Annotated in this window: 20 protein-coding genes and 1 pseudogene; 11 read left to right on the plus strand and 10 right to left on the minus strand. The window is 63.7% G+C overall.

Translation table 11 applies throughout. The features are described from left to right. The first annotated feature begins 195 nt into the window (after nucleotides 1–195). Nucleotides 196–942, plus strand: coding sequence for an MgtC/SapB family protein (locus AC2W7L_RS07065; protein ID WP_062241758.1), 747 nt, complete (start codon nucleotides 196–198; stop codon nucleotides 940–942). Nucleotides 943–973: 31 nt separating this feature from the next. On the opposite strand, the gene AC2W7L_RS07070 is transcribed toward AC2W7L_RS07065, so the two are convergent. Next, nucleotides 974–1,576 carry a TetR/AcrR family transcriptional regulator gene (locus AC2W7L_RS07070; RefSeq protein WP_083532605.1) on the minus strand — a complete coding sequence of 201 codons (603 nt, stop codon included), beginning with the start codon at nucleotides 1,574–1,576 and terminating at the stop codon, nucleotides 974–976. Between the two features lie 91 nt (nucleotides 1,577–1,667). Between AC2W7L_RS07070 and AC2W7L_RS07075 the strand changes: the two genes are divergently transcribed. Together AC2W7L_RS07075 and AC2W7L_RS07080 are read left to right on the plus strand one after the other, a co-directional pair. Then, nucleotides 1,668–2,852 (plus strand): ABC transporter permease, encoded by a 1,185-nt coding sequence (locus AC2W7L_RS07075; protein ID WP_486003879.1) that lies wholly within the window; start codon nucleotides 1,668–1,670, stop codon nucleotides 2,850–2,852. A gap of 105 nt (nucleotides 2,853–2,957) precedes the next feature. After that, nucleotides 2,958–3,785: an MBL fold metallo-hydrolase gene (locus AC2W7L_RS07080; protein ID WP_486003880.1), complete on the plus strand. Its 828-nt coding sequence runs from the start codon at nucleotides 2,958–2,960 to the stop codon at nucleotides 3,783–3,785. A gap of 84 nt (nucleotides 3,786–3,869) precedes the next feature. Here the strand turns inward: AC2W7L_RS07080 and AC2W7L_RS07085 are convergent, their stop codons facing one another. From AC2W7L_RS07085 to AC2W7L_RS07100, 4 genes and pseudogenes are all read right to left on the minus strand, one after another. Then, complete coding sequence (locus tag AC2W7L_RS07085) at nucleotides 3,870–5,027, minus strand: fatty acid desaturase family protein (RefSeq protein ID WP_486003881.1); 1,158 nt, start codon at nucleotides 5,025–5,027, stop codon at nucleotides 3,870–3,872. Nucleotides 5,028–5,149: 122 nt separating this feature from the next. Beyond that, nucleotides 5,150–5,799: pseudogene (locus AC2W7L_RS07090) on the minus strand (response regulator transcription factor). After that, nucleotides 5,796–7,061, minus strand: a complete 1,266-nt coding sequence (locus AC2W7L_RS07095; protein WP_486003882.1) for a sensor histidine kinase — start codon at nucleotides 7,059–7,061, stop codon at nucleotides 5,796–5,798. Before AC2W7L_RS07095 ends, AC2W7L_RS07090 begins: the two are co-directional and overlap by 4 nt. A gap of 144 nt (nucleotides 7,062–7,205) precedes the next feature. Beyond that, a complete protein-coding gene (locus AC2W7L_RS07100; protein ID WP_486003883.1) occupies nucleotides 7,206–8,579 on the minus strand; it encodes a purine-cytosine permease family protein in 1,374 nt (457 codons plus the stop codon). Nucleotides 8,580–8,886: 307 nt separating this feature from the next. Here AC2W7L_RS07100 and AC2W7L_RS07105 point away from each other — a divergent pair, with 307 nt between their 5' ends. Next, nucleotides 8,887–10,152: an SLC13 family permease gene (locus AC2W7L_RS07105; RefSeq protein ID WP_486003884.1), complete on the plus strand. Its 1,266-nt coding sequence runs from the start codon at nucleotides 8,887–8,889 to the stop codon at nucleotides 10,150–10,152. Nucleotides 10,153–10,182: 30 nt separating this feature from the next. Here AC2W7L_RS07105 and scpC read toward each other — a convergent pair whose 3' ends face one another. The 3 genes from scpC to AC2W7L_RS07120 form a co-directional block, all read right to left on the minus strand. Beyond that, nucleotides 10,183–11,688, minus strand: coding sequence for a succinyl-CoA:acetate CoA-transferase ScpC (scpC, locus tag AC2W7L_RS07110; RefSeq protein WP_486003885.1), 1,506 nt, complete (start codon nucleotides 11,686–11,688; stop codon nucleotides 10,183–10,185). A gap of 113 nt (nucleotides 11,689–11,801) precedes the next feature. Continuing rightward, nucleotides 11,802–12,713, minus strand: a complete 912-nt coding sequence (locus AC2W7L_RS07115; RefSeq protein WP_486003969.1) for a formylglycine-generating enzyme family protein — start codon at nucleotides 12,711–12,713, stop codon at nucleotides 11,802–11,804. 199 nt (nucleotides 12,714–12,912) lie between these two features. Beyond that, nucleotides 12,913–13,200, minus strand: coding sequence for a GPGG-motif small membrane protein (locus AC2W7L_RS07120; RefSeq protein WP_486003886.1), 288 nt, complete (start codon nucleotides 13,198–13,200; stop codon nucleotides 12,913–12,915). A gap of 30 nt (nucleotides 13,201–13,230) precedes the next feature. Here AC2W7L_RS07120 and AC2W7L_RS07125 point away from each other — a divergent pair, with 30 nt between their 5' ends. Together AC2W7L_RS07125 and AC2W7L_RS07130 are read left to right on the plus strand one after the other, a co-directional pair. Then, nucleotides 13,231–13,605, plus strand: coding sequence for a 3-keto-5-aminohexanoate cleavage protein (locus tag AC2W7L_RS07125; protein WP_486003887.1), 375 nt, complete (start codon nucleotides 13,231–13,233; stop codon nucleotides 13,603–13,605). 45 nt (nucleotides 13,606–13,650) lie between these two features. Beyond that, nucleotides 13,651–14,439: a fructosamine kinase family protein gene (locus tag AC2W7L_RS07130; protein ID WP_062241695.1), complete on the plus strand. Its 789-nt coding sequence runs from the start codon at nucleotides 13,651–13,653 to the stop codon at nucleotides 14,437–14,439. Between the two features lie 2 nt (nucleotides 14,440–14,441). On the opposite strand, the gene AC2W7L_RS07135 is transcribed toward AC2W7L_RS07130, so the two are convergent. Then, the gene (locus tag AC2W7L_RS07135) at nucleotides 14,442–15,257 is read right to left on the minus strand and encodes a DUF4352 domain-containing protein (protein ID WP_486003888.1); all 816 of its coding nucleotides are present in this window, start codon (nucleotides 15,255–15,257) and stop codon (nucleotides 14,442–14,444) included. Nucleotides 15,258–15,416: 159 nt separating this feature from the next. On the opposite strand from AC2W7L_RS07135, the gene AC2W7L_RS07140 reads away from it, so the two are divergent. After that, complete coding sequence (locus AC2W7L_RS07140; protein ID WP_486003889.1) at nucleotides 15,417–16,838, plus strand: sensor histidine kinase; 1,422 nt, start codon at nucleotides 15,417–15,419, stop codon at nucleotides 16,836–16,838. A 68-nt stretch (nucleotides 16,839–16,906) separates the two neighbouring features. After that, a complete protein-coding gene (locus tag AC2W7L_RS07145; RefSeq protein WP_410710382.1) occupies nucleotides 16,907–17,572 on the plus strand; it encodes a response regulator in 666 nt (221 codons plus the stop codon). A 221-nt stretch (nucleotides 17,573–17,793) separates the two neighbouring features. On the opposite strand, the gene AC2W7L_RS07150 is transcribed toward AC2W7L_RS07145, so the two are convergent. Continuing rightward, entirely contained in the window at nucleotides 17,794–18,591 is a 798-nt protein-coding gene (locus tag AC2W7L_RS07150) for a PaaX family transcriptional regulator (protein ID WP_486003890.1), read from the minus strand. A 149-nt stretch (nucleotides 18,592–18,740) separates the two neighbouring features. Here AC2W7L_RS07150 and AC2W7L_RS07155 point away from each other — a divergent pair, with 149 nt between their 5' ends. From AC2W7L_RS07155 to AC2W7L_RS07165, 3 genes are read left to right on the plus strand one after another with little or no spacing between them, the layout of a single operon-like run. Continuing rightward, the gene (locus AC2W7L_RS07155; RefSeq protein ID WP_486003891.1) at nucleotides 18,741–20,114 is read left to right on the plus strand and encodes an MFS transporter; all 1,374 of its coding nucleotides are present in this window, start codon (nucleotides 18,741–18,743) and stop codon (nucleotides 20,112–20,114) included. Beyond that, nucleotides 20,111–21,688 (plus strand): acyl-CoA synthetase, encoded by a 1,578-nt coding sequence (locus AC2W7L_RS07160; RefSeq protein WP_486003892.1) that lies wholly within the window; start codon nucleotides 20,111–20,113, stop codon nucleotides 21,686–21,688. Before AC2W7L_RS07155 ends, AC2W7L_RS07160 begins: the two co-directional genes overlap by 4 nt. Further along, nucleotides 21,685–22,509, plus strand: coding sequence for a crotonase/enoyl-CoA hydratase family protein (locus AC2W7L_RS07165; protein ID WP_486003893.1), 825 nt, complete (start codon nucleotides 21,685–21,687; stop codon nucleotides 22,507–22,509). The genes AC2W7L_RS07160 and AC2W7L_RS07165 overlap by 4 nt, the downstream gene beginning before the upstream one ends. Nucleotides 22,510–22,511 lie beyond the last annotated feature (2 nt).

Raw genomic sequence — 22,511 nt, forward strand, 5'->3', positions numbered from 1 at the left:
GCGTTTGGCTAGTGAGAGGGCTTCAGGCATGGCCCGAAGTGTGTCAACAACGTATTGAGACATACTGTCAGCAACGTAATGAGTCAGGTTGTCAGCAACGTAATGAGACAACACAGCCCAGCAACCTGACGCGAGGTTGCTGGGCCGCCGTCAGGTAGTAACTAGGGGGTTGGGTGGGGCTATGGTGAAGTGACTATGGTCAACTCCTCGTCGTTTGAGAACATCCTGGGCAGCGCAGGACTGCTCCAGGCCGGTCTGCTGCTGGCCAGCTTCGTCCTGTGCTCATTCATCGGCTTCGAACGACAGTTCAGGCAGAAGGCTGCTGGTTACCGCACCCACGTGCTCGTCGGCATCGGCACCTGCGCCTTCACGCTGATCTCCGCCTATGGGTTCGAAGGCGTGCTCGACAATGACGTCCGCCTCGATCCTTCACGGATCTCCGCGCAGATCGTCTCCGGCATCGGCTTCCTCGGCGCCGGAGTGATCTTCAAGGGACGCAACATGGTCCGCGGGCTCACCACTGCCGCGACGATCTGGGTCACGGCCGCCGTCGGTATGGCCTGCGGCGCCGGGATGCTGCTCTTGGCGACGATGCTCACTGCCCTCCACCTGTTCACTCTCTTCGTCATCGCTCCCCTGATCCGCAAGATCCCCAACAGCGACCACCGCAAACTGCTGCGGGTGTCCTACCGCGACGGAGCGGGAGTCCTCCGCGAGATCCTCGCCCTCGCCGGCCAAATGGGATTCCAGAACACCATCGTCGATTCGCGGCGGTTCGAGTCCGCCGACGGGACGCGGATGGTCCAGGTCGACGTGAGATTCGACGGAAAACGACCCCTGCACCTGCTTGTGGCCCCGCTCATGGAGCTGAACGGAGTCGAAACGGTGAGCATGCGCGAAGACCGCGTCCATTCGGTCGATGACGACGGCGACTCCGTCTGAGCAGCGGAGGAACGAAGAAGTCGACGCTGACTCAGAACTCGATGCTGGAGAGCACGGCTTCGATTCCGGCACGGACTCGCACTCTGGAGGGTTCGCCGAAGACGGTCGACTGGACGACTGCGCCCTGGATCATGGCCAGCAGGCCGGGCACCAGAACCGCGGCCCGAGCCCGCGCGGTCTCTGCATCCACTCCCCGTTGGTCCTGCAGGTAGAGAGCGAGGTAGTCGGTGAACTCTGCGATGAGCGTTTCGAAGGTACCCCTGGCGAAATTCGCGAACTCCATGTCGTAGGAGGACTCACCCCACACCTGAACCATCACCGGTGAGAACGGGTTGTCGATGAGCAGTGAATCGATGATCTCGACGAACACCTCCGCAGGAGCCGTCACCTCACCACCGGATGTGGCTGCATCGAGCACCGCCATGCGCGGCCCCATCACCCGGCGGGCGACGTCGATCATCAGGTCGGCCTTCGACGCATAGTAGACATAGACGGCTCCGGCCGACAGCCCCGCCTCCTTGACGATATCGGCCATCGACGCACCGGCGAATCCTTTGCGGGCAAAGCATGTCAGAGCCGCATCCTGGATCCTGGTACGCATCGCGGCCTTGTGCTCCTCGGTGACCTTCGGCACTTCTCCCCCTAAAAACGAATGGCCATTCTTGATATATCCTAGCCGACGGTTTCATAATGAACGAGTATTCGTTTTCGATGATTGGACAGACATGCCGACTCAGATACTCAGCCGAGAAGACGCGGCCGACCGTTCGGCCGCGAGCACGACACCGGCGACGACAGCCCAGGATGCTCCCCCGCAGTTCGGACGGGCCGTCCTCGTCGCCGCCCTTGCCGCAGCCGTCGTCAGCCTCGTACTGCTCGCCTTCAGCTGGCCGACCGTGACCTCGGATCCCAAGGATCTGCCGATCGCCGCCGTCGGTGATGAAGAGCAGATCGACCGGATCTCCGGCAACGCCCCCGACGGCATGCTCGATCTCAAGCGCGTCGATTCCCGCGCCGAGGCGGTGCAGCTCATCAAGGAGCGTGAGGTCTACGGAGCCTTCGTCCTCGAGGACGAACCGGAGATCCTCATCGCCAAGGCCGCCTCCCCAGCAGTCGCGCAGCAGCTCAGCGGAATCGGCACCCAGATGCAGCACAACATCGACCAGCAGGCGATCTCGGGCCTTCAGGAAGGCACGAAGAAGATGCAGGAGCAGATGCAGAAGGCCCTCGAAGCCGCGGCCGCCGGCCAGGCCCCACCCCAGGGCAACCCGGCGGGAGAAGGCGCCGATCCGGCCGCCTCGGCGATGGAGATTCCGCAGGTGAAGATCACCGACGTCGTTCCGCTCTCCGATGACGATCCCTCCGGCGCGGGACTGGCCATCGCGGGACTGCCCCTGACCCTCGGCGGAATCGTCGGAGGTGTGCTCACCAGCATGGGCATCCGCTCGCGGCGGATGCGCCTGGTCGGCACCGTCGTCTACGGAATCGTCGGCGGACTGGCTCTGGCGCTGATCATGCAGACCTGGTTCGGGATCCTGCAGGGGAATTTCGGCCCCAACGCACTGGCGATCGGGCTCTCGATCGCGGCGACGGTCGGGCTGATCAACGGCTTCGTTTCGCTCATCGGTCCTGCCGGCATCGCCATCGGTGCGGTGCTGACGATGCTGATCGGCAACCCGATCGCCTCGCTCAACCAGCCGAAGGAGTTCCTCGCCGGTTCCTGGGGTGACATCGGCCAGTTCTTCGTCCCGGGCGCGGCCGGCACGCTCCTGCGCAATCTCTCCTACTTCCCGGACGCGTCCATGTCGCTCCAGTGGTGGGTGCTCAGCGCCTGGCTCGCCGGCGGCATCGCGCTCATCCTCGTCGGCCATGTCATCGCCCACAGGAAGGCGCACGCCGCCGCACACTGACGGGCCGCGCAGCGGTGGGACTCCCACCGATCCTGGTCTTCACTTCATGTGAGGACTAGGCTCGGTGGGAGTCTGTGGTTTCACGTGTGGGACCGAGAGGATGACATGGTGGCATTATCCGATGTGACGATCTGCCGCACCTGCGGGGTGGAGACGACGACCCCTCTGCCCGACTTGTGCCCGATCTGCGAGGATGACCGGCAGTGGGTCCCTGCCTCCGGCCAGCAGTGGACGACGCGGACGGAACTCGAGTCCGAGGGCCACCGCCTCACCATTTCCGAACGCGAACCCGGCCTCTTCGCCATCCGCGTCGAACCGAAGCTCGGAATCGGCCAGACCTGTTATCTCGCCTGCACCGATGCCGGCAATATGCTCTTCGACGTGCCCGCCTATATCGACGCCGAGGCGGTTACAGCGGTCCGTGACCTCGGCGGAGTCGCCGGCATCGCCGCCAGCCACCCGCATATGTTCGGCACCCAGTTGGAGTGGAGTGCCGCTTTCGACGATGCCCCCGTCTTCGTGTGCCGAGCCGATCTCGACTGGGTGCAGCGGACTGGGCGGGCCATCTGCCCCTATTTCCACGAGGCGGAACCGGTCCCCGGAGTGAGGCTCCGACGCACCGGCGGTCATTTCCCGGGCAGCGCTGTAGCGGTATGGACGGGCGCCGACGGCACCGGGGTCATGCTCAGCGGAGATTCCATCGGTCCGGTGGCGCGGTCGGGATGGGTGACATTCATGCGCAGCTTCCCGAACTACCTGCCGCTGTCGGCGGCAGTCGTTCGGCGCATCGCAGCCTCGGTGAACGATCTCGACTTCGACCGAATGTACGGCAACTTCGGCCAGTCGATCGCCTCCGAAGCTCACTCAGCGGTGCAGACGTCGGCCGAGCGCTATGCCGAATGGGTCTCCGGTGAACACGATCGGCTCACCTGAGCTTCTTTCTCGTCCGGCCCGCAGCGCTGGAGGTGACTGTGAGGCCTTCAGCCTGCGGGACCGCAACTGAATGTGCCTCGCCAGTCAGCGAGACCGGAACTGCGCGGTGACGGGGCAGTCGAAGGGATCGGCTTCCCCGAGGCCCACTCGGTTGAGGTAGGCGATGATGATGCGGAAGGACTCGAGCAGAGTCGTCTCCGTGTAGGCGATGTCCTTCTGGCGGCAGTATTCGCGCACCATCGGCTGGACCTTGTGGAGGTTGACGCTCGGCATGCTGGGGAACAGGTGGTGTTCGATCTGATAGTTGAGTCCGCCCATGAGGAATCCCATCGGGCGCCCTCCGGAGATGTTGCGTGACATCAGCGTCTGCCGGCGGAGGAAGTCGATCTTCACGTCCTTGGGAACGATCGGCTGACCTTTGTGGTTCGGAGCGAAGGACCCGCCCATGTGGACTCCGAAGACCGCGACCTGAACGATGACGAAGACGCTGCCGATGAGTGGGCCCGCCGCCCAGATCGCCACCAGCGGAAAGCCGATGAGGCGGACGGCGATGAAGACGCCCTCCATCCACCGACGTTTGATCGAGGACTGCCCTTTGACGATGGCCTTGACCGAATTCACGTGCAGCTGCAGGCCCGCCAGCGTGAGCAGAGGCAGGAAGAACCAGCCCTGGCGGGCGGCGAACCATTTGGCGATGCCGGTGCGTTCCCTCGCGTCTTCAGGGGTGAAGACGAGCGCACCGGGAGCGATGTCCCCGTCGACTCCGGCCTTGTTCGGATTGGCATGGTGAAGCGCATTGTGCTTCTTCAGCCACCATCCGTAGCTCAGACCGATGAAGAGGTTGCCGATGATCGTCGACACCCACTCCCCTGTCTTTCCATTGGTGAAGATCTGGCGGTGCGCCGCGTCATGGGCGACATAGGCGGTCTGAGTGAACAGTGCACCGAAGACGACCGCAGTCGCCATCTGCCACCAACTCTCACCGATGAGGAAGAGCATTCCGAAAGCCACAACGTAACCGAGCCCGAGGAGGACGAAGCGCAGCGTGTTCCAACCCGGCCGCCTGGCCAGCAGTCCCGCTTCCTTGACCTGAGCCATCAGCGCGCTGAAGTCGCTGGTGAATTCCTGTTCGGCGGTTCCCCTCTTCGCTCGCCTGCGTTCGAGCACCTCGGCCCGGGACGCGCGATCCGGTGCCGGAGTCGACAACGGCGTCGCAGCTGGGGAAGTCGGTTCAGATGTCATGAGGTCAGACGGGTTCATGGTTCCCACCGTATGGAGATCCGCCCGGTTTTTCGTCACCCCAGGGAGCCGTTCTTCACCCCCTACTCGGGTAGGGGGTGCGAGACGAAGACAAGCGCTCGGACTCAGCTGTTGGGAATGACGAGACCGGATTCGTAGGCGGCGATGACTGCTTGGGCACGGTCGCGGGCATCGAGTTTGTACAGGATCCGGGAGACGTGGGTCTTCACGGTCTGCACCGCGATGTGCAGGCTCGACGCGATCTCTGTGTTCGAAGCTCCGCGTGCGACTTGGATGAGGATCTCGCGTTCCCGGTCCGTGAGTTCGGGCAGCGCTGTGCGGTTGGCCGTCTTCCCACCGGTAGCGAAGTGCTCGATGACTCGCTTGGTCACGCTCGGGGCCAGCAGCGCTTCGCTCCCGCGACGATGCGGACCGCCTCGGCGAGTTCAGCGGGCGGAGCATCCTTGAGGAGGAATCCGCTGGCCCCGGCACGGATGGCGTCGAAGACATAGTCGTCGATGTCGAAGGTGGTGAGCATGATGATCCGGGTCGCGGCATTCGCGGCGACGATCGTGCGAGTCGCTTCGATTCCGTCCATGAGCGGCATCCGGACGTCCATGAGGACGATGTCGGGGGCAAGGTCGGCGACGAGATCGACGCTTTGTGCACCGTCTTCGGCCTGTCCGACGACCTCGATATCGGCATGGGCGTTCAGCAGTGCGGCGAAACCGGCGCGCACCATCGTCTGGTCATCGGCGATGACGATTCTGATCATGGGGTCTCCTTGTCCGTCACCGGTGCGTCGGTGGTCGATTCGCTGCCGTCGGTGGGGCGTTCGCGGGGCGCGAGCGGCAGCACCGCTTCGACCTCGAATCCTCCGTCGGCTGTGGCCCCGGTGCGGATCTCCCCGCCTACGGAGGCTGCGCGTTCGCGCATGCCGATCAGTCCCTGCCGGTCGTGCTTGTCGTGCTTCGCCGCTTCGCTGGGACCGTCGCCGTGGTCGTTGGTGACGCTGATCCAGACGGCTGAGCTGGCCCCACGAATGCGGATGGCGATGGCGGAGTTGCGGGCGTGGCGTATCGCGTTGCTCAGGGCCTCTTGGATGATGCGGTAGCCGGCGAGTCCGGTGCTGTCGCGCATGAGGTGGTCGATCGGTTCGCCGCTGCGTTCAACGCTGACCTGCACTCCGGCCTGTCGGGCCTTCTCGATGAGAGCATCGATCTCGGAGAACTTCGGCTGCGGTGCCAGTTCGCCTCCGCCCTCATCGTTGCGCAGGACGCTCAGCAGTCCGCGCATCTCTGTCAGCGCGGTGCGGGCGGAAGTGGAGATGTCTTCGAACTCTTTGGCCACCTCCGCGTCGATTCCGGAGTGGCGGAACGGTGCGCTGGAGGCTTGGATGTTGATGATCGACATGCTGTGGGCGACGATGTCGTGGAGTTCCCGGGCGATGCGCGCCTTCTCCTCGATGGTCACGCGTTTGGAGTGCTCCTCCGCGGTGTTCTCCTTCTCCTGGACCAGTTGGGAGCGGATGAGCTGCCATTGCTGGACGATGACTGCGGCGAGATACACGCCGCCGGCGATGCAGGAGTAGATGAGGATGTTGACGATTGCGCCGTCGGTACGGGTGTCTGCCACCAGCAGATGAGTGATGAGCACCGCAGCTGCCGAGCCCCCGATGCTGCCGAGCAGTGCGGCCAAGGCCACTCCCCAGTGGGCCCGGAGTCCGATGATGAGGATGATGACGATCTGCGTGATCATCATCGGAACCATCCACGGCCACGGCACACCGGACACGTGAGGCCCCAACAGCGGCAGCACCGTGCAGGCGCCGATCGACATGAGCGTGCCGAAGAGCGGGCGCAGCATCGACAGCGGCATGGATCCGACGTGGACGATCGTGACGACGAAGGCCAATGCGACGGGAGCCTCGTTGACCGAGACGGCGATCGACGATTCCACCGCGAGCATGACGATGGCGAGAACGATCACCGCAACCCAGGCCAGCGCCTCGGGATTGAGTCGACGGTTCGGTGGCATGAACCTGTCGAAGATTACCATCACAGACACCGGGTTCCCTTCTGTGATTCCGGCCGACCGGTGCGATCATAGCGTGTGGACTGCTTCATCACCTGGGAACGGCACATGGTGGTCAGGCCACGACCGTAAACAGACAGGCCGCGTTCAGTCTCCGCGGATCCCTTCGGACAGGTGCGCGTGTTCCGTTCTCGCGAACTTCTCCCGACTGCTCCAGGACAGCGCGAGGTAGAGCACGAAGGAGCTGGCGAAGGACGGGATCGTCGCTCCTATCGGGCTCGGATAGGCGTAGGTGAGCACGTAGGAAGCCAGTGCCCCGAGGACCCACACGCCGACGGCCACCCAATTGATTCCGCGCGTGTAGGAGTAGATCCCGCCGGAGTCCTTGAGGATGTCGGGTGAGTAGGCACGGCGTTTGATGATGTAGTAATCGACGATGAGGATGGCGAACACGGGGACGAAGAACGCTCCGATCATCACCAGGAAGTCGGTGTACTGGTCGAGCAGGGCCAACCATGTCGAACCGATGATCGAGATCGCGCCGAGGATGAGCGCCGTGGGCAGGAACTTCAGCTTCGTTCGGCTCTGTGCGCCGACGACGGAGTTGACCATTCCGTAGACGACCATCGTGTTCGTGGCCATGACGGAGAGGAAGATGACGATGGCCAATGCCCACCCGAACTCGGCGGCCAGCGCAGTCGGGTCGAACGCGGCCGGGTCTCCCCCATCGAGCAGGATGAAGCTGAAAGCGGTGAGCCCCAGCAGCATCGCCAGCACGGTCGAAGTCAGGTAGCCCAACCCCGATCCGACGATTCCGGCTTTCTGGGTGCCGGCCAAACGGTTGAGGTCACCGGAGAGCACGGTCCAGGAGATGGCCGTGGAGATGACGATGTCGAGTGCGAGGACCGGAGTGAACTCGAGTGCCGGGAGGCTTTCGATTCCCGCGTACTCGCTCGGTGCATGTCCGGTGAAGGCGATGACGAAGACATAGGCCATGACCAGCAGGATGAGAAGAGCGAACCACGGTTCGGCCTTCTCGATGCCCTCATGGCCGAGAATCGCCAACCCGACAACGAGCGCTTGGCAGAGCACCGAGAAGAGGATCGGATTGGAGAACCCCGTCGTCTGGGCGACCACATAGTTGACGCTGATTCCCGCCAACATGGCCTGCACCCAGCTCCAGCCCATGAGGATGATGACATTGGCGGCGACCGGCAGGAAGCTGCCCTTGGCGCCGAATGCACCGCGGGTGATGGCCATGGTCGCCAAGCCCGTACGGGTGCCGATGTTGCCGATGAGCGTGAGCACGATGGTGCCGATGACCGTCCCGAGAATGATGACGATGACCGCTGTGGTGAAGTCGATGCCGGGAACGAACAGAGTTCCGGTCAGCAGGGTCGTGACGACGAGGTTCGCGGCCAGCCAGATCATGAACATCCGTCCCCCGCTCAGGGTCCCGCGGATGACTCCGGAATCGTGCCCGGATTCCAATCGCTGTTCAAGACGGCGGTACCAGTTCACAGTGCGGCCTCCTGGGTGTCGTTTGTGCCCCCTGCGGCAGCAGGTTCAGTGTCGATGATCGTCAGCGACCAGGGCTGAATGACACACTAGCGAGTCTGTGGCCCGGCGCACTATCCATGATGGACGCTTTCGAAGCACCTCTGTACACGCCGGCCGGTCAGCGGTCATTTCGCTCCTCATTGACGACCTGATCAGCTCATATGCCGAATGCGGCCGATCCTTCCAGATGGCATGCACTAGCTTAAGGTGCGTGTCCCAGTTGCCGGCGAGAAGAGACCGGCGGTGGATCCAAGGAGGAGCTGAGCCCATGAGTGCGGAACTGATCTGCGTCGTCGTCCTCGGACTGATGTTCATCATCGGAACCTGGCGAGACATCAACATGGGACTCCTCGGCTTCCTCGCAGCCGCCGGAGTCGGCGGCCTCGTCCTCCACCAAGCACCCGACGCGTTCCTTGCAGGATTTCCCGTTGATCTCTTCCTCACCCTTGTGGGCCTGACCTACCTCTTCGGATTCGCCCAGAACAACGGTGCCATCGAAGTGATCGTCCATTGGTGTGTGAAGCTCGTCGGCGGGCGCGTCGGACTCATGCCGTGGATCTTCTTCGCACTGACGGCTGTCCTCATCTCGCTGGGGGCGCTCTTTGCGGTGGCCATCATCGCCCCGCTGGCGCTGACATTCGCACGCCGGCACCGGATCAATCAGTTCATGGTCGGTCTGCTCGTCGTGCACGGAGCATTGGCCGGCGCGTTCTCCCCGATCAGCGTCTACGGCATCTTCATCAATGACTATCTGACCACGAACGGTCTCACACCGACGCCGCTGACCTTGTTCCTCGCTCCGTTCGTGTTCAACGCCGCCTTCGCTGTCGTCGTCTGGTTCGTCCTCCATCGCAGGCCCGGATTGCGCGCCGAAGCCGACGACGCACTCACCCAAACCGAGTCCGTCGGCAACGACGGAACCACCATCCGGCTCACACGCTCTCAGATCCCGACCCTCATCGGGCTCATCGCCATGGCGCTCTCAGTGATCATCTTCAGCTGGGATGTGGGCCTGGTGACCATCACGATCTCGGTGATCCTCGCCGCCATCGATCCCGCCGCAGGCAAAGCCGCGATGTCGAAGGTCTCGTGGTCGATCGTCATCCTCATCTGCGGTGTGCTCACCTACATCGCAGTTCTTCAGGAAGCCGGAACCGTCGAATGGGTGTCGGCCGGAATCTCAGCGATCGGCGTACCGCTGTTGGCGGCGCTGCTCCTGTTCTACATGTCGGGTCTGATCTCAGCGCTGGCGTCGTCTCTGGCGATCATCGGGGTCGTCATCGCTCTGGCGGTGCCGTTCCTCGAATCGGGAGACGTCCATGTCGGCGGATTCGTCGCGGCTCTGGCGATCGCCGCGACCATCGTCGACATCAGTCCGTTCTCCACCAACGGCGCCATGCTCCTGGCGAACGTCCATCCGAGCATTCGCGACCGCTACTACAGGCAGATGATCGGCTACGCCGGTCTCATGTGCCTCATCGGGCCCGGGCTCGCCTGGGTGGTCGCGGCAGCACCGACCATCATCGGCAGCTGAACCGGCGGGGCCGTACGGCCCCGCAGCTGATCACATGTGACCGGTCGTGAGGAAATTCTCGTGCCAGGACAGAGCCTCGGCGAGGATGTGCGGGGTGTGTCGACCGGTCGGGTTCGCCGCGAGCGCCCGCTCGAGGTAATCGGTGAGACGATCTCGGTAGTCCGGGTGGGCGCAGTTGTCGATGATCCTCCGTGCCCTGGCCACCGGCGGCAGTCCGCGCAGATCGGCCAGGCCCTGTTCGGTGACGAGGATCTGAGTGTCGTGTTCGGTGTGGTCGATATGGCTGGCGAACGGCACGATCGCAGAGATCGCTCCCGCTTTGGCCTGCGAGTTCGACACGAAGAAGTTGAGGTAGGCGTTGCGGGCGAAGTCACCGGAGCCGCCGATGCCGTTGATGATCGACGATCCGGTCACGTGCGTGGAGTTCACGTTGCCGTAGATATCGGCTTCGACCATTCCGTTGATGGCGATGATGCCGAGCCGGCGGATGGCTTCTGGGTGGTTCGACATCTCCTGGGTGCGCAGCAGGATCCTGCCCTTGTACGACTCGATCCGGTCGTTGAAATCCGCCGCCCGCTCGGCAGACAGCGAGAACGCCGTCGCCGACACCGAGGCGAGCTTTCCGCTGTCGATGAGGTCGAGCATTCCGTCCTGGATGACTTCCGTATAGGCGGTCAGCCCCGCGAACTCGCTGTCAGCGAGATTGCCCATCACCGCGTTGGCGACATTGCCGACTCCCGACTGCAGCGGCAGCAGCTCCGGCGGCAGCCGATCTGCGGCGATCTCATGACGAAGGAAATCAACGAGGTGGCCGGCAATCTCCTTCGAGTCCTCGTCGGCAGGTTTGAACGGCAGGTTCCGGTCCGGAGCGTTCGTCTCCACCACTGCGACGACCTTCGCCGGGTCGACACGCAGATAGGGGTCACCGATGCGCTGCATCGGCTCGAGCAGCTGGATCGGCAGCCGCTCGGGCGGGCGCCGGGTTCCGTAGTAGACGTCGTGGAAGCCTTCGTACCCACGCGGGTGCCAATCGTTGACTTCGAGGATGACCTTATCGGCCAGGTCGAGCCACGTCTTCGAGTTCCCGACGGAGCTGCCGGGCACCAGCAGACCGTTGGGCAGGATCGCCGCGACTTCGACGACGGCGACGTCGAGGTTGCCGTAGAAGCCGAACCACGCCTGCTGCGCCGCATGGCTGAGGTGAGTATCGACGTAAGCGGTGTCGCCAGAGTTGATCGAGGCCCGCATCGCCGGATCGGATTGGAACGGCAGACGCTTGCTCACCGCGTTCGCTTCGGCCAGCACTCCGTCGAGTTCCGGAGCCGTCGAAGCTCCCGTCCACAGTTCGACGCGGAAGTCTGCGCCCTTCTCGTGTGCGGCCTGAGCGCGTGCGGCCACTGCCCCCGGCACTGCCTTCGGGTAGCCCGAACCGGTGAATCCGCTCATGGCCACACGTTGGCCATTGTCGATATGGCGGGCCGCAATGTCTGCGGTGACGATCTTCGTGCTCAGTTCGGGACAGGTGATTCTCGACATGATTTGAAGTCTATCGGGCGGCAATATGCTCGGCCGAGGCGGTCCCGCTGTCGATCGAGACGAAGCACCTGATGAGCCGCCTCGGTGCGGAGCTCAGGGACTGAACTCAGCGCTCAGAGCGCCTCTCGGACGACGCGGAAGCCGATGTTCGAAGCCGAGGAATCAGGAGTGTTCGACGAGCGGGCGGCCACCCGGTAGCGATTGCAGTAGGAGTCGTGGCACAGGAATGACCCACCGCGCATGATCCGCTTGTCTCCGGTGTCCGGGCCTTGCGGATCGGACTGCGGGGAATGCTGGTAGTAGTCGCGGGCGAACCAGTCGGCGCACCATTCCCAGACATTGCCGACAGTGTTGAACAGGCCCAGACCGTTGGGGGCGAAGTGCCGGGCCGGTCCGGTGCCGACGAACCCGTCGTCGAGGGTGTTCGTGCGCGGGAATTCGCCTTGCCAGATATTGCAGTTCCACTCCCCGTCGATGAGCAGCCGGTTGCCCCACGGATAGCGACGGCCTTTGAGGCCGCCGCGGGACGCGAGCTCCCACTCGGCCTCGCTCGGCAGCCGAGTGCCGGACCACTCGCAATAGGCGCGGGCATCGTCCCAGCTGATGTGGACGACGGGATGGTCTCGTCGGTCGTCGATGGTCGATCCGGGACCCTCGGGTGCCGCCCAGTTCGCGCCGGAGACTTCGACCCACCAGGGCACGCCCGGGGCTTGCCCGAGCACATGAGCGCGTGCTCCCGGATTGGTCTCCAGGAGCATGGCGAACACCGCCGAGGTACCCAGTCGTTCCGCCGTTGTGACGAATCCGGTGTCGGCGACGAACCGGGCGAAATCGTCGTTCGTCACGCTTGTCGTCGCGATGTCGAATTCGGTGAGGTCGACCCGGTGACGTGGTCCCTCCCCATCGGCGGGATGACCGTCGCCGAAAGGATCTCCCATATCGAAGGTGCCGCCGACGGCGACGAAATCGAAGCTGAACTCAAGGTTCGACTCGGAACTCACGGCACGACCAACCGCAAGATCCATTGGTTGGCTGTCCCCCGCCTCGGCGCGGTTGGTCGCTGGAGCGCAGCATGAGTGGCCGTTCTGCGCTTCGGCGGCGCCGTGATCTCCGTTCTTCGTCACGTGTGGGTGCCCCTTTCGTACCGGGTCCGCCTCTGAGCGGTGCGGACTCTGGGAACACCCTATGACGTCGGCCGATGCCGGGGACAGCCCGGTCCGATAGTCAGGCGAAGAGGCTGACTCCGCCCGGTCCCACGAGGCAGCCGACGACGATGAGGACGATGCCCCACAGCAGCTGCTTGCGGAAGAGGGCGAAGATGCCGGAGATGACGAGGATCGCCAGACCTTCGACGACGTGGCGGTCTCGGCCACTCTCCGAGAGGTGCGTGCCGTGTGTCCGGGGATTCCGATCTCCTTGAGCACCTCGGCCGAGATCGAGCCGGATCCGCAGAAGCGCCTGACGCTCATTGCCGGGTGGACGGAGTTGCCCGACCTCGTCAGTGCCAATCAAGGTGAGGCGGGAATTCGCGAGGTGTGCGAGATGCTCATCGGTCGCGGCGTCGGCATCGAGGCGGGTCTGCTCAGTGTCGACGATGCGACGTCATTCGTCGGCTCGGGCCTGACAGACCGCTGCGAACGCGTACTCGTCGAAACCACCGAGACCGATCCGGATCGTGCCCTGACGGACGCCGCCGCGATCGAGCGGGTCATCGCCGAGGCGGACATCGAACTGCCGCAGGTCCATCATGGGGAGGGCATCGCCTCCTGGGTCGTCAATGCCCGAGCCATTCGGCGCGGCCATGGCATCCGCACCGGTTTGGAAGAGACTCCGGTCCTCATCGACGGCAGTCAGGCAGCGGGCAATGGCGAGCTCGTCGCAGTGGCGGCTGGCCTTCTTGCCGAGCCCGGGCCCTGATCTGAGATCACGCGGCCGATCGCGCAATCCGGTTAGCCTGGGGCCATGACTGATTTCCTCAAACTGCGGAAGTCCGCCCCGGACGGGTTCTTCGCCGCCGAGGCCGCCGGGCTGAGATGGCTGGCCGAACCGGGTGTGGTCCCGGTCGTCGACGTTGTCGAACATGGTGCGGATTTCCTGCGGCTGCGCCGCCTCGAAGAGACCGGTCCTTCCGCCGAGGCGGCCGCCGCCTTCGGTCGCGACCTCGCTCGGCTTCACGATGCAGGTGCTCCCGGTTTCGGATGGGCACCGGCTCCGCAGTCGTTCTTCGGCCCCCTCGACAATCCCTTCGAAGTCCCGGCCGAGCCTGTCAGCGACTTCACCGAGTACTGGGTCGAGCAGCGCCTGCGCCCTTTGGTCACGGCGGTTGCCGGGGACCTCACGGGTGCGGATCGGGCCACGGTCGCCTCGGCAATCGATGCGATCTCATCCGGAGCCTTCGCCGGGATCTGCGGCGAAGGCGAGGAGGCACCGGCACGCATCCACGGTGATCTGTGGGCGGGCAACCTCATGTGGACTCCCGACGGCGTCACTCTCATCGATCCGGCCGCGCACGGCGGTCACCGGTTGGAAGATCTGGCCCTGCTCGGCCTCTTCGGAACCGCACATCTCGACGAGATCTATTCCGGCTACGAACAGACCCATCCGATGCCGGACGGGTGGCGGGATGACCTGCCGGTTCACAGCTTCTTCGCTCTGCTCGCTCATATCCGTCTGTTCGGTCGCGGGTTCCTCGGGCAGACGGTCCGTGCCGCCCGGTCGATCATCGCCCGGGCGGACCAGCTGGACCGGTGAGGTCACTTCAAGGAGATCTCCACCGGGTCGGAGAACAGTCCGCCGGCGAAGGTCAGCTTGCTCGGATCGACGTCTTCGGGAACGTCGAAGACGAGGACGCCGTCGGCGGTGTTTCCGGGATTGATCTCTTCGAGGAAGAGGATGTTGTTCTCGGCCGCATAGATACCGGCTTCTGAGTCGGCAGAGTAGGTGTTGCCGGCATCATCACCGAGTTTGATGTCGTCTTCGAAGAAGAAATTCGGTTCCGATCCGGTGTTCTTCACCGACAGTTCGATCTGGACGAACTGTCCCTGAGCCTGCGCGTTGAGGAATTCGTCGCCGACCTGTGAGACTCCGTCTTCGACCTTGGCGACGGTGATCTCCCAGTCATCAGCAGCCACAGTGTCTCCGATTCCATAAGATGCTTCCTCCGCGGCCTTGTCCGCAGCCTCCTTCTCCGCTGGCTTCTTCTCCGCGGACTCCCCCGACTGCTGGGCGTCGGACGAGCCGCTCTCCGAGGTGCCGGTGTCCTCTCCCCCGCCGCCGAGCGCGCTGGCAATGGCGATGACGACGATGACGACGAGCAGCCAGAACCACCAGCGTTTGAGCAGCGGTTTCTTCTGTTTCGGCGGCTTCTGACTGTAGGGCTGCTGCGGGTAGCCGCCAGTCCCGTAGGCCGGTGCGTTCTGTGCCGGTCCCCACTGCTGGGGGCCAAAGTTCTGCGGCGAGGTCTGGTGTTGGCCGTTGTGAGGGGGCTGGTGCTGCGGGGACCACTGATGCTGGGGCTGTGGAGACTGCGGCTGCTGCGGGGTGTTCTGGGGATTCTGGGGATGGGACATGACGCTCCTTCGAAGCTGGATCTGGCTGACTGCTCCAGCTTCGTCCCGTCCGCGCTTCAGCGCGTCCACACTCGGGCTGGATCCTGCCAGCCGATCGGTTGACCTCCTCCAGCCTGAAGGCGGACTACGCGTGTCAGCCCCCGCGGTTACGATTCTCTTGTGTCAGAACAAACCGTCCCTCGCCGCAGGATCCCGCGCGGTGTGCGCATCGCCGGCAGCATCCTCATCGGTGTCATCGCCTATCTCTTCGGGTTCTTCACCTCGTCGATGGCGCTGACCGCGAACGCCTGGGCTTTCTCCGACGGGGAACTCAATGACACGGGGCTCGTGGCCGTCCTGCTGCTGTTCCTCGTGTGGGGACTCGTCTTCCTCCGACACAGATGGCCCTGGGTGCCCTTCGTCGCCGGAGCACTGCTCACAGCGGGGTGGGGCGATGCGCTGATGCTCCTCATTGCGGTCTTCCACCTCGTCATCCGAACACCCCGGCGGCAGGCGATCATCGCCTCGGCGGTGAGTACCGGACTGATGGCGTTCTCCACGGTGAGGATGTGTCTGGCACCGCCGGAGCACAATCCGTTCAGCATCTTCTTCCTGCCCGACCCGGCACAGGTCACGGGACTCGAGGCGACCATCCCTCCGGAGGATTCGCACCTGGCGATCAGAATCATCACGATCGCAGCCGGCGTCATCGGATTGTGTACGGCGCTGGGGGTCGGCGCACTTCTGCGTCGGACGCGGAGGATGAGAGCGGTCGAGTCGATCGCCGAACGGCAAGCACAGCGCAATGAGTCGCTCACGGCCGAGATCGCGCGGCAGTCCGAACGAGAGCTCTTGGCACGCGAACTTCACGACACGCTCTCCCACCGCCTATCGGTGATCTCGCTGCACACCGGCGCCCTTGAGGTCGGAGCACAGACCGACCCCGAGGTCGCTTCGACGGCGTCAGCTCTGCGGGAGGAGGCCCGCGCGTCACTGGAGGATCTGCGTCATCTGGTGGGTGGCGTGAGGAACGGCGATCTGGCTGATCCGCGGCCGGGCCATGAGAACTCGTCCCCTCCGAGCCGCGCAACGATGGCTGCGATTCCCGAACTCATCTCCTCCGTGGCGTCCACCGGCACGGTCATCCGTCCACTCATCGTCATCCAGGACGTGGACTCGTGCCCGCCCGCGCTCGACCGTGCGGCCTATCGAATCGTCCAGGAGGCAGTGACGAACGCGATGAAACATGCGCCGAATCTGCCGGTGACGGTGGACATCGCAGTCTCGGCGGCCCGCGGCATCCGGATCTCGGTGAGCAATCCGCTCCCCAGCGCTCCAGGCCCAGTCGATGTTCCGCCGCGCCCACGATATGCGCCGGGACCGGCGCGAGGAGCCGGTGCCGGCGCGCCCGATCACGGACCGGGACCGGCCGGTCACCGCCCGGGTCCGCAGGACGCTCAGTTGGGATCGACCGGATCGGGATCCGGTCTGGTCGGCATCCGCGAGCGCACCGAGATGTTCGGCGGCGAAGCGTCGATCGGGGTGTTCGGCAATGAGTTCCGTGTCCAGGTGTGCTTTCGATCCCTCTCACCCCAGACCTGAGGCGATGCGGAACAGGGACTTCCGCGCCGCGCCGGTCCGTGTCATGGGCCTCGGGTATTGTGACGATCATGAACCAAGCCGCCCCGATCCGAGTCATGGTCGTCGATGACGATCCCATGGTCATCACCGGGATCCGGGGAATCCTCCAGGCCGCCGACGGTATCGACGTCGTCGTCTCGGCGCTGAGCGGGGAAGAGTCCATCGAGAAGGCGTCTCTGCACTATCCCGATGTCGTGCTCATGGACATACGGATGCCGGGAATCGGCGGGATCGAAGCCACCCAGCGTCTGCTCAACAGCGTCCGGCCGCCGAAAGTGGTGTCCCTGACGAGCATGAGCAGCGACGACTACCTCTTCAGGGCTCTCGAGGCAGGTGCCGCCGGATACCTCCTCAAGGACATCGGCCCTGTGGATCTCGCCGCTGCGGTACGCAAGGTCCACGCCGGTGAGCCCATTCTTGCTCCGCAGTCGATGCGACAGGTCATCGCCAAGGTCAGGTCGAACTCCGATCATCGCCTGCAGCGGGAGGCTGTGGAGCTGTTGGCAGGGCTCACCGACCGCGAGCGGCAGATCGCCGAACTCGTGGCCGACGGCCTGTCGAATCAGGAGATCGCCGAGGAGACGTTCATGAGTCTGGCAACGGTCAAGACTCACCTCAACCGGATCAACGTCAAACTGGACACGAACAATCGCGTGCGCATCGCCACGATGGTCGTCAGAGCTCAGAGGAACTGACGCTCCCCCGGCATGCCCGGCCCCAGCAGGTTCGGCTCGGCCGATTCAGCGTTGCGCGATCCGCCACGTCCCGGCACTCTGCTCATTTTCGTTCGCCACCTGGCCTGCGCATTCCACGATCGCGCCTAGGGTGCAGGCACTCATCGAATTCGCGCTGGCGCAGGAGTGGATCTGACCGGAGACGATAGGACTACATCGGCAGAACCTTCATCAGGGCGCGTCTACTCGAGCGTGCCGGCGAAGAAGTCGTCGAGGACAGGCGCTTCTCTTTTGCCAAGGCGCTGGTCGAGCTCGCCGAACAACTGAGCCTGCATCGTTCCTGGCCAATCCTGCGGCAGGAGGACGGCAGGCAGCTGCGGGTCCAACCGGGTCAGGCCCAGCCATTCACATTGCAGCTTCACTCGCGCCACCAAAGCCTCCACTGGCGCCATAGCGTCGGAGTCGAAAACCTGCCACCGGTCGCCGAAAGCAGCGTATTCAGCGGAGAGAGTATCAAGATCGAAGGCCCCCACAAGGTCGTCGTCAGTCGTAGGAGGTTGAGGTCGGCCGCAGATGACGATTGGGGAGACTTCGAGCTGCTCGGCGTCCAGCACAGACATCAGCTCCCGCTCCCCCGGGGCCACCCAAGTGCCGCCGTCGACCTGACCGAAACCCGCCCACGACAGCTGGGACCAGATCTTCTGCCGCAGTGATCTCCGCGACTCAGGCACCTGAATCCTGACCATCGTCCAAGCGCCATCCCAGTCCTGTGACCGCCATCCCGTGAACATTTTGCGGCCACCTTCACCGAGGATCTGAGACCCGGTCTCGGTCAACGCGTAGAACGTCTTCCTACCCTCCTTGTGACGGGATACAAATCCCTTGGCAGTCATTCGCTGCAGCACCGACCTCGCTGCGGTCTCACCGACGCCGAGCCTATTCATAACGAAGACGATCGAAGCTCCACTGAGGGGACGAGTCGATCCAAGCAGGTGTTCACCGACGAGGGCGAAGAAAAGCGACTGCGGGCGAAAGTCCATACCCCGATTCTATGTGCACCCTCCACTCGAAAGCGCATATATACCGCAATCTATTGACGCTCCGTCTGCACATTGCATAGTATCGAACCGGTTCGATCACCGCCGATCAAACCTTCAGCCAAAAGAGCCGTTCAGTCAGCGAGGATTACATGGCTTCCGCGAACTCCACCTCAAGCAAATCGACACCGATGCTCAAGCGAGCTGCCGCATCGGCGTACCTCGGCAGCGTCATCGAATACTATGACTTCTTCGTCTACTCGGTCTGCGCCGCCCTCGTATTCAAGGACGTGTTCTTCTCCAACCTCTCCCCTGCGGTCGGCACTCTCGCCAGTCTGGCCACATTCGCAACCGGCTATCTGGCCCGCCCCCTCGGAGGCATCGTCTTCGGTCACTTCGGGGACAAACTCGGCCGCAAACGCATGCTCGTGCTCAGCATGTTCACTATCGGAATCGCCTCAACTGCGATCGGCTTGCTGCCGACATACGAACAGGCGGGACTCATCGGTCCCGTTCTCCTCATCCTCATCCGTGTCGTCCAGGGCGTTGCCATCGGAGGCGAATGGGGCGGAGCCATGCTCATGTCCGCCGAGCACTCAACGAAGAACCGCGGCTTCTGGGCCAGCTTCACCAGCGCCGGTGCTCCCACCGGGCAACTTGTCTCCGCGCTCGTCATCGCCGCAGTCCTGGCGCTCATGGGCCCCGAGGCCTTCATCGCCTGGGGCTGGCGGCTGCCATTCCTCGCCTCGATCCTTCTGCTCGTCGTCGGCATCATCGTCCGCTCGGCAGTCGACGAATCTCCTGAGTTCCTCGCTGCAAAGACACGCGCGCCCTCACGGCGCATCCCGATTGTCGCTGCTCTGCGCGACCAACCCGTGACCCTGCTGTTCGCCGTCGGAGTCGGCTTGTCCGCGTTCATGTTCCAGGGCCTGCTCACAACCTATTCCGTGGCCTACGGCGTGCAGATCGGTGTCGAACAGCAGACGATACTCAACGCCTTGTCATTCTCCTCGTTCTTCGCGATCTTCGGGATCATAGGCTGGTCCCGACTGTCCGATACGATCGGTCGGCGACCATTGGTCATCGCCGGCGCCGTGCTCATCGCCGTGTGGAGCTTCGTTCTCTTCCCAATGATCGAGACCAAGGACGGTCTCATCATCACCATCGGCATGATCATCGGCCAGGGCGTCATCCACCCGATGATCTATGGACCTTTGGCCGGTCTCTACTCTGAACTCTTCGACACCGAGCACCGCTACACCGGGGCATCTCTCGGCTACCAGATCGCAGGTATCGGCGCAGGCATTTCACCCGTCCTGTTCGCCGCAATCATGAGCTCGGCCGATTCTCCCTCCACGGTCCCGCTATCGATCGTCATCACGGCCGTCGCCGCCATCAGCATCCTGTGCATCTGGAGGCTCGGCGAGACGAAATCCCGCAACCTGTCAGAACAGTACCCCGGCGAGACACCTACCAACTCCAAGAACGGCACTCCGCCTGCAGTAACGGAAGGACCAACCCTGTGACCTTCTCCCACCCCACTCTGACCCGACTCTCTGAAATCCAGGCCACCGATTACGGCAACAAGGTGGCAATCAGCTTCGACGGCATCCAACACACTTACGCCCAGATGCACGAACGCACCCTGACCTGTGCGGCAGAGCTGCACGCGCAGGGAGTACGTCGTGGTGATCGCGTCGCCTACCTCGGCCCCAACCATCCGGCCCTGATCGTCGTCCTGCTCGCCTGCCTCCGCCTCGGCGTGATCTTCGTCCCGCTCAATTGGCGACTTGCGCCTCCCGAACTCGACTACCAGCTCACACTCGCCGAAGTGTCTCTGTTGTACGTGGCGCCCGAATCGGCCAACACGGCTGACGGTCTCAGTACCGACGTGGCCCAGGAGACGGTGCAGTGGCACGATACGCCCACCTCGCCGACGGGTCCCCTCGTGCCAGCGGCCGACGTCGACGGCGAGCAGCCAGCGCTTCTTCTCTTCACCTCAGGGACGACCGGACGCCCCAAAGGTGCGGTCCTCTCACACGCCAATCTGATGTGGAATTCTTTCAATCTTCTCCTCAACACGGACCTCACTATCGACGACGTCACCCTCGTCGTAGCTCCCCTCTTCCACGTCATCAGCCTCAACCAGCAGGTGATGACCAGCTACCTGCGCGGTGCGCACATGCTCATCGAGTCGAGGTGGGACGTCAATCGAGCCTTCGACGCCATCGAACACGAAGGACTGACCTGGATGGCCGGAGTCACAACGATGTTCGCAGACATGTTGCAGTCGCCGAGGTGGGAGAGCGCTGACCTGTCGTCACTGAGATTCGTCAATTCGGGCGGTGCCCCGGTCCCGGTCTCTCTGATCCAGAGTTACCAGGCGAAGGACATCATGTTCTGCCAAGGTTACGGACTCACCGAGACTTCTCCTGGATGCACTTTCCTGCCAGCTGCACACGCCCTCGACAAAGCCGGATCGGCTGGACGAGCCGTTCCCTTTACCGAAGTCGAAGTCCGCGACGTCGCCGGAAATGCCTGCTCCCCCGGTGTCAAGGGCGAGATCGTCGCCCGCGGCCCCAACGTCACCGATGGCTACTGGAACAACCCGAAAGCCACAGATCAGGCCTTCTCCCCTGGCGGGTGGTTTCATACAGGCGACATCGGCTACCTCGACGACGACGGATTCCTCTTCATTGTCGACCGCCTCAAGGACATGTTCATTTCCGGAGGTGAGAATGTCTATCCCGCCGAAGTGGAGTCTGCTCTCTTCGAGCATCCTGGTGTCAGCGAAGCAGCGGTCGTCGCCGCAGCCGATGAGAAGTGGGGAGAGGTCGGACACGCCTTCGTCGTCTCGGCCGGATCGGACGCCTTGCCAACACCGGATGAACTGAGCGACTTCCTTCTCGCTCGCCTCGCCAAATACAAGGTCCCCAAGTACTTCGACCTCGTCGATGAACTCCCACGCACCGGCTCGGGAAAGATTCACAAGGTCTCCCTGCGCACCGCTGATGCGCTCGGCGCACACTCGAATCCTCCGGCGACGACCACGACCGAGGACAAACCAGCACCAACCGCACCATCAAAGGACCATAAATGACCAACCTCCCCTCGTCCCACCTCACAGACGTCTCCGACCAGCCGAAGACGACCGACATCTCCGAGTCCCTTCGGTTCACCTCCGAGGACGACATCGGCATCCTCACACTCGATCGACCTGCCAAGCGCAACGCCCTCGACGATGCGACGGTTGCTGCTCTCGGCGAATTCTTCCGCACCCCACCTGAGGTCTCCGCCATCGTACTGACCACCGTCGGCGAGCATTTCTGCGCGGGGCTCGATCTCTCCGAGATGGCCGAGCGCGACGCGGTAGGCGGCCTCCGCCACTCACGTTCCTGGCACGCGACGATGAATGCGATCACCGAATCCGAGATCCCCGTCATCGCCGTCCTCCAGGGCGGAGTAATCGGCGGCGGCCTCGAACTCGCGACTGCGGCTCATCTGCGGGTGGCCGAGGAGTCCGCGTATTTCGCCCTGCCCGAGGGCAAACGCGGCCTCTTCGTCGGCGGAGGCGCCTCGGTACGGGTGCCCCGCCTCATCGGACTCAGCCGAGTCCAGGACATGATGCTCACCGGCCGCCGCTTCGACGCCGCTGAGGCCGAGAGCATCGGACTTGTCAACTACCGCGTCCCCTCCGGCGAAGGACAGGCGAAAGCCCTTGAACTCGCAGCCTCGATCGCTTCGAACTCCCCGGTGACGAACTATGCGATCACCCAGGCGCTTCCACGCATCGCCGAAGCCGGCCGCGACGAAGGCTACATGTTGGAGGCCCTCATGGCATCCGTCGCCCAGTCGAGTGCCGAGGCGAAAGAGCTCATGCGGGCATTCCTCGATGGCTCCGGGCCCAAAGTGAGGAAGTGAAC

Source organism: Brevibacterium sp. LAARM3_SD1 (genome assembly GCF_057364765.1).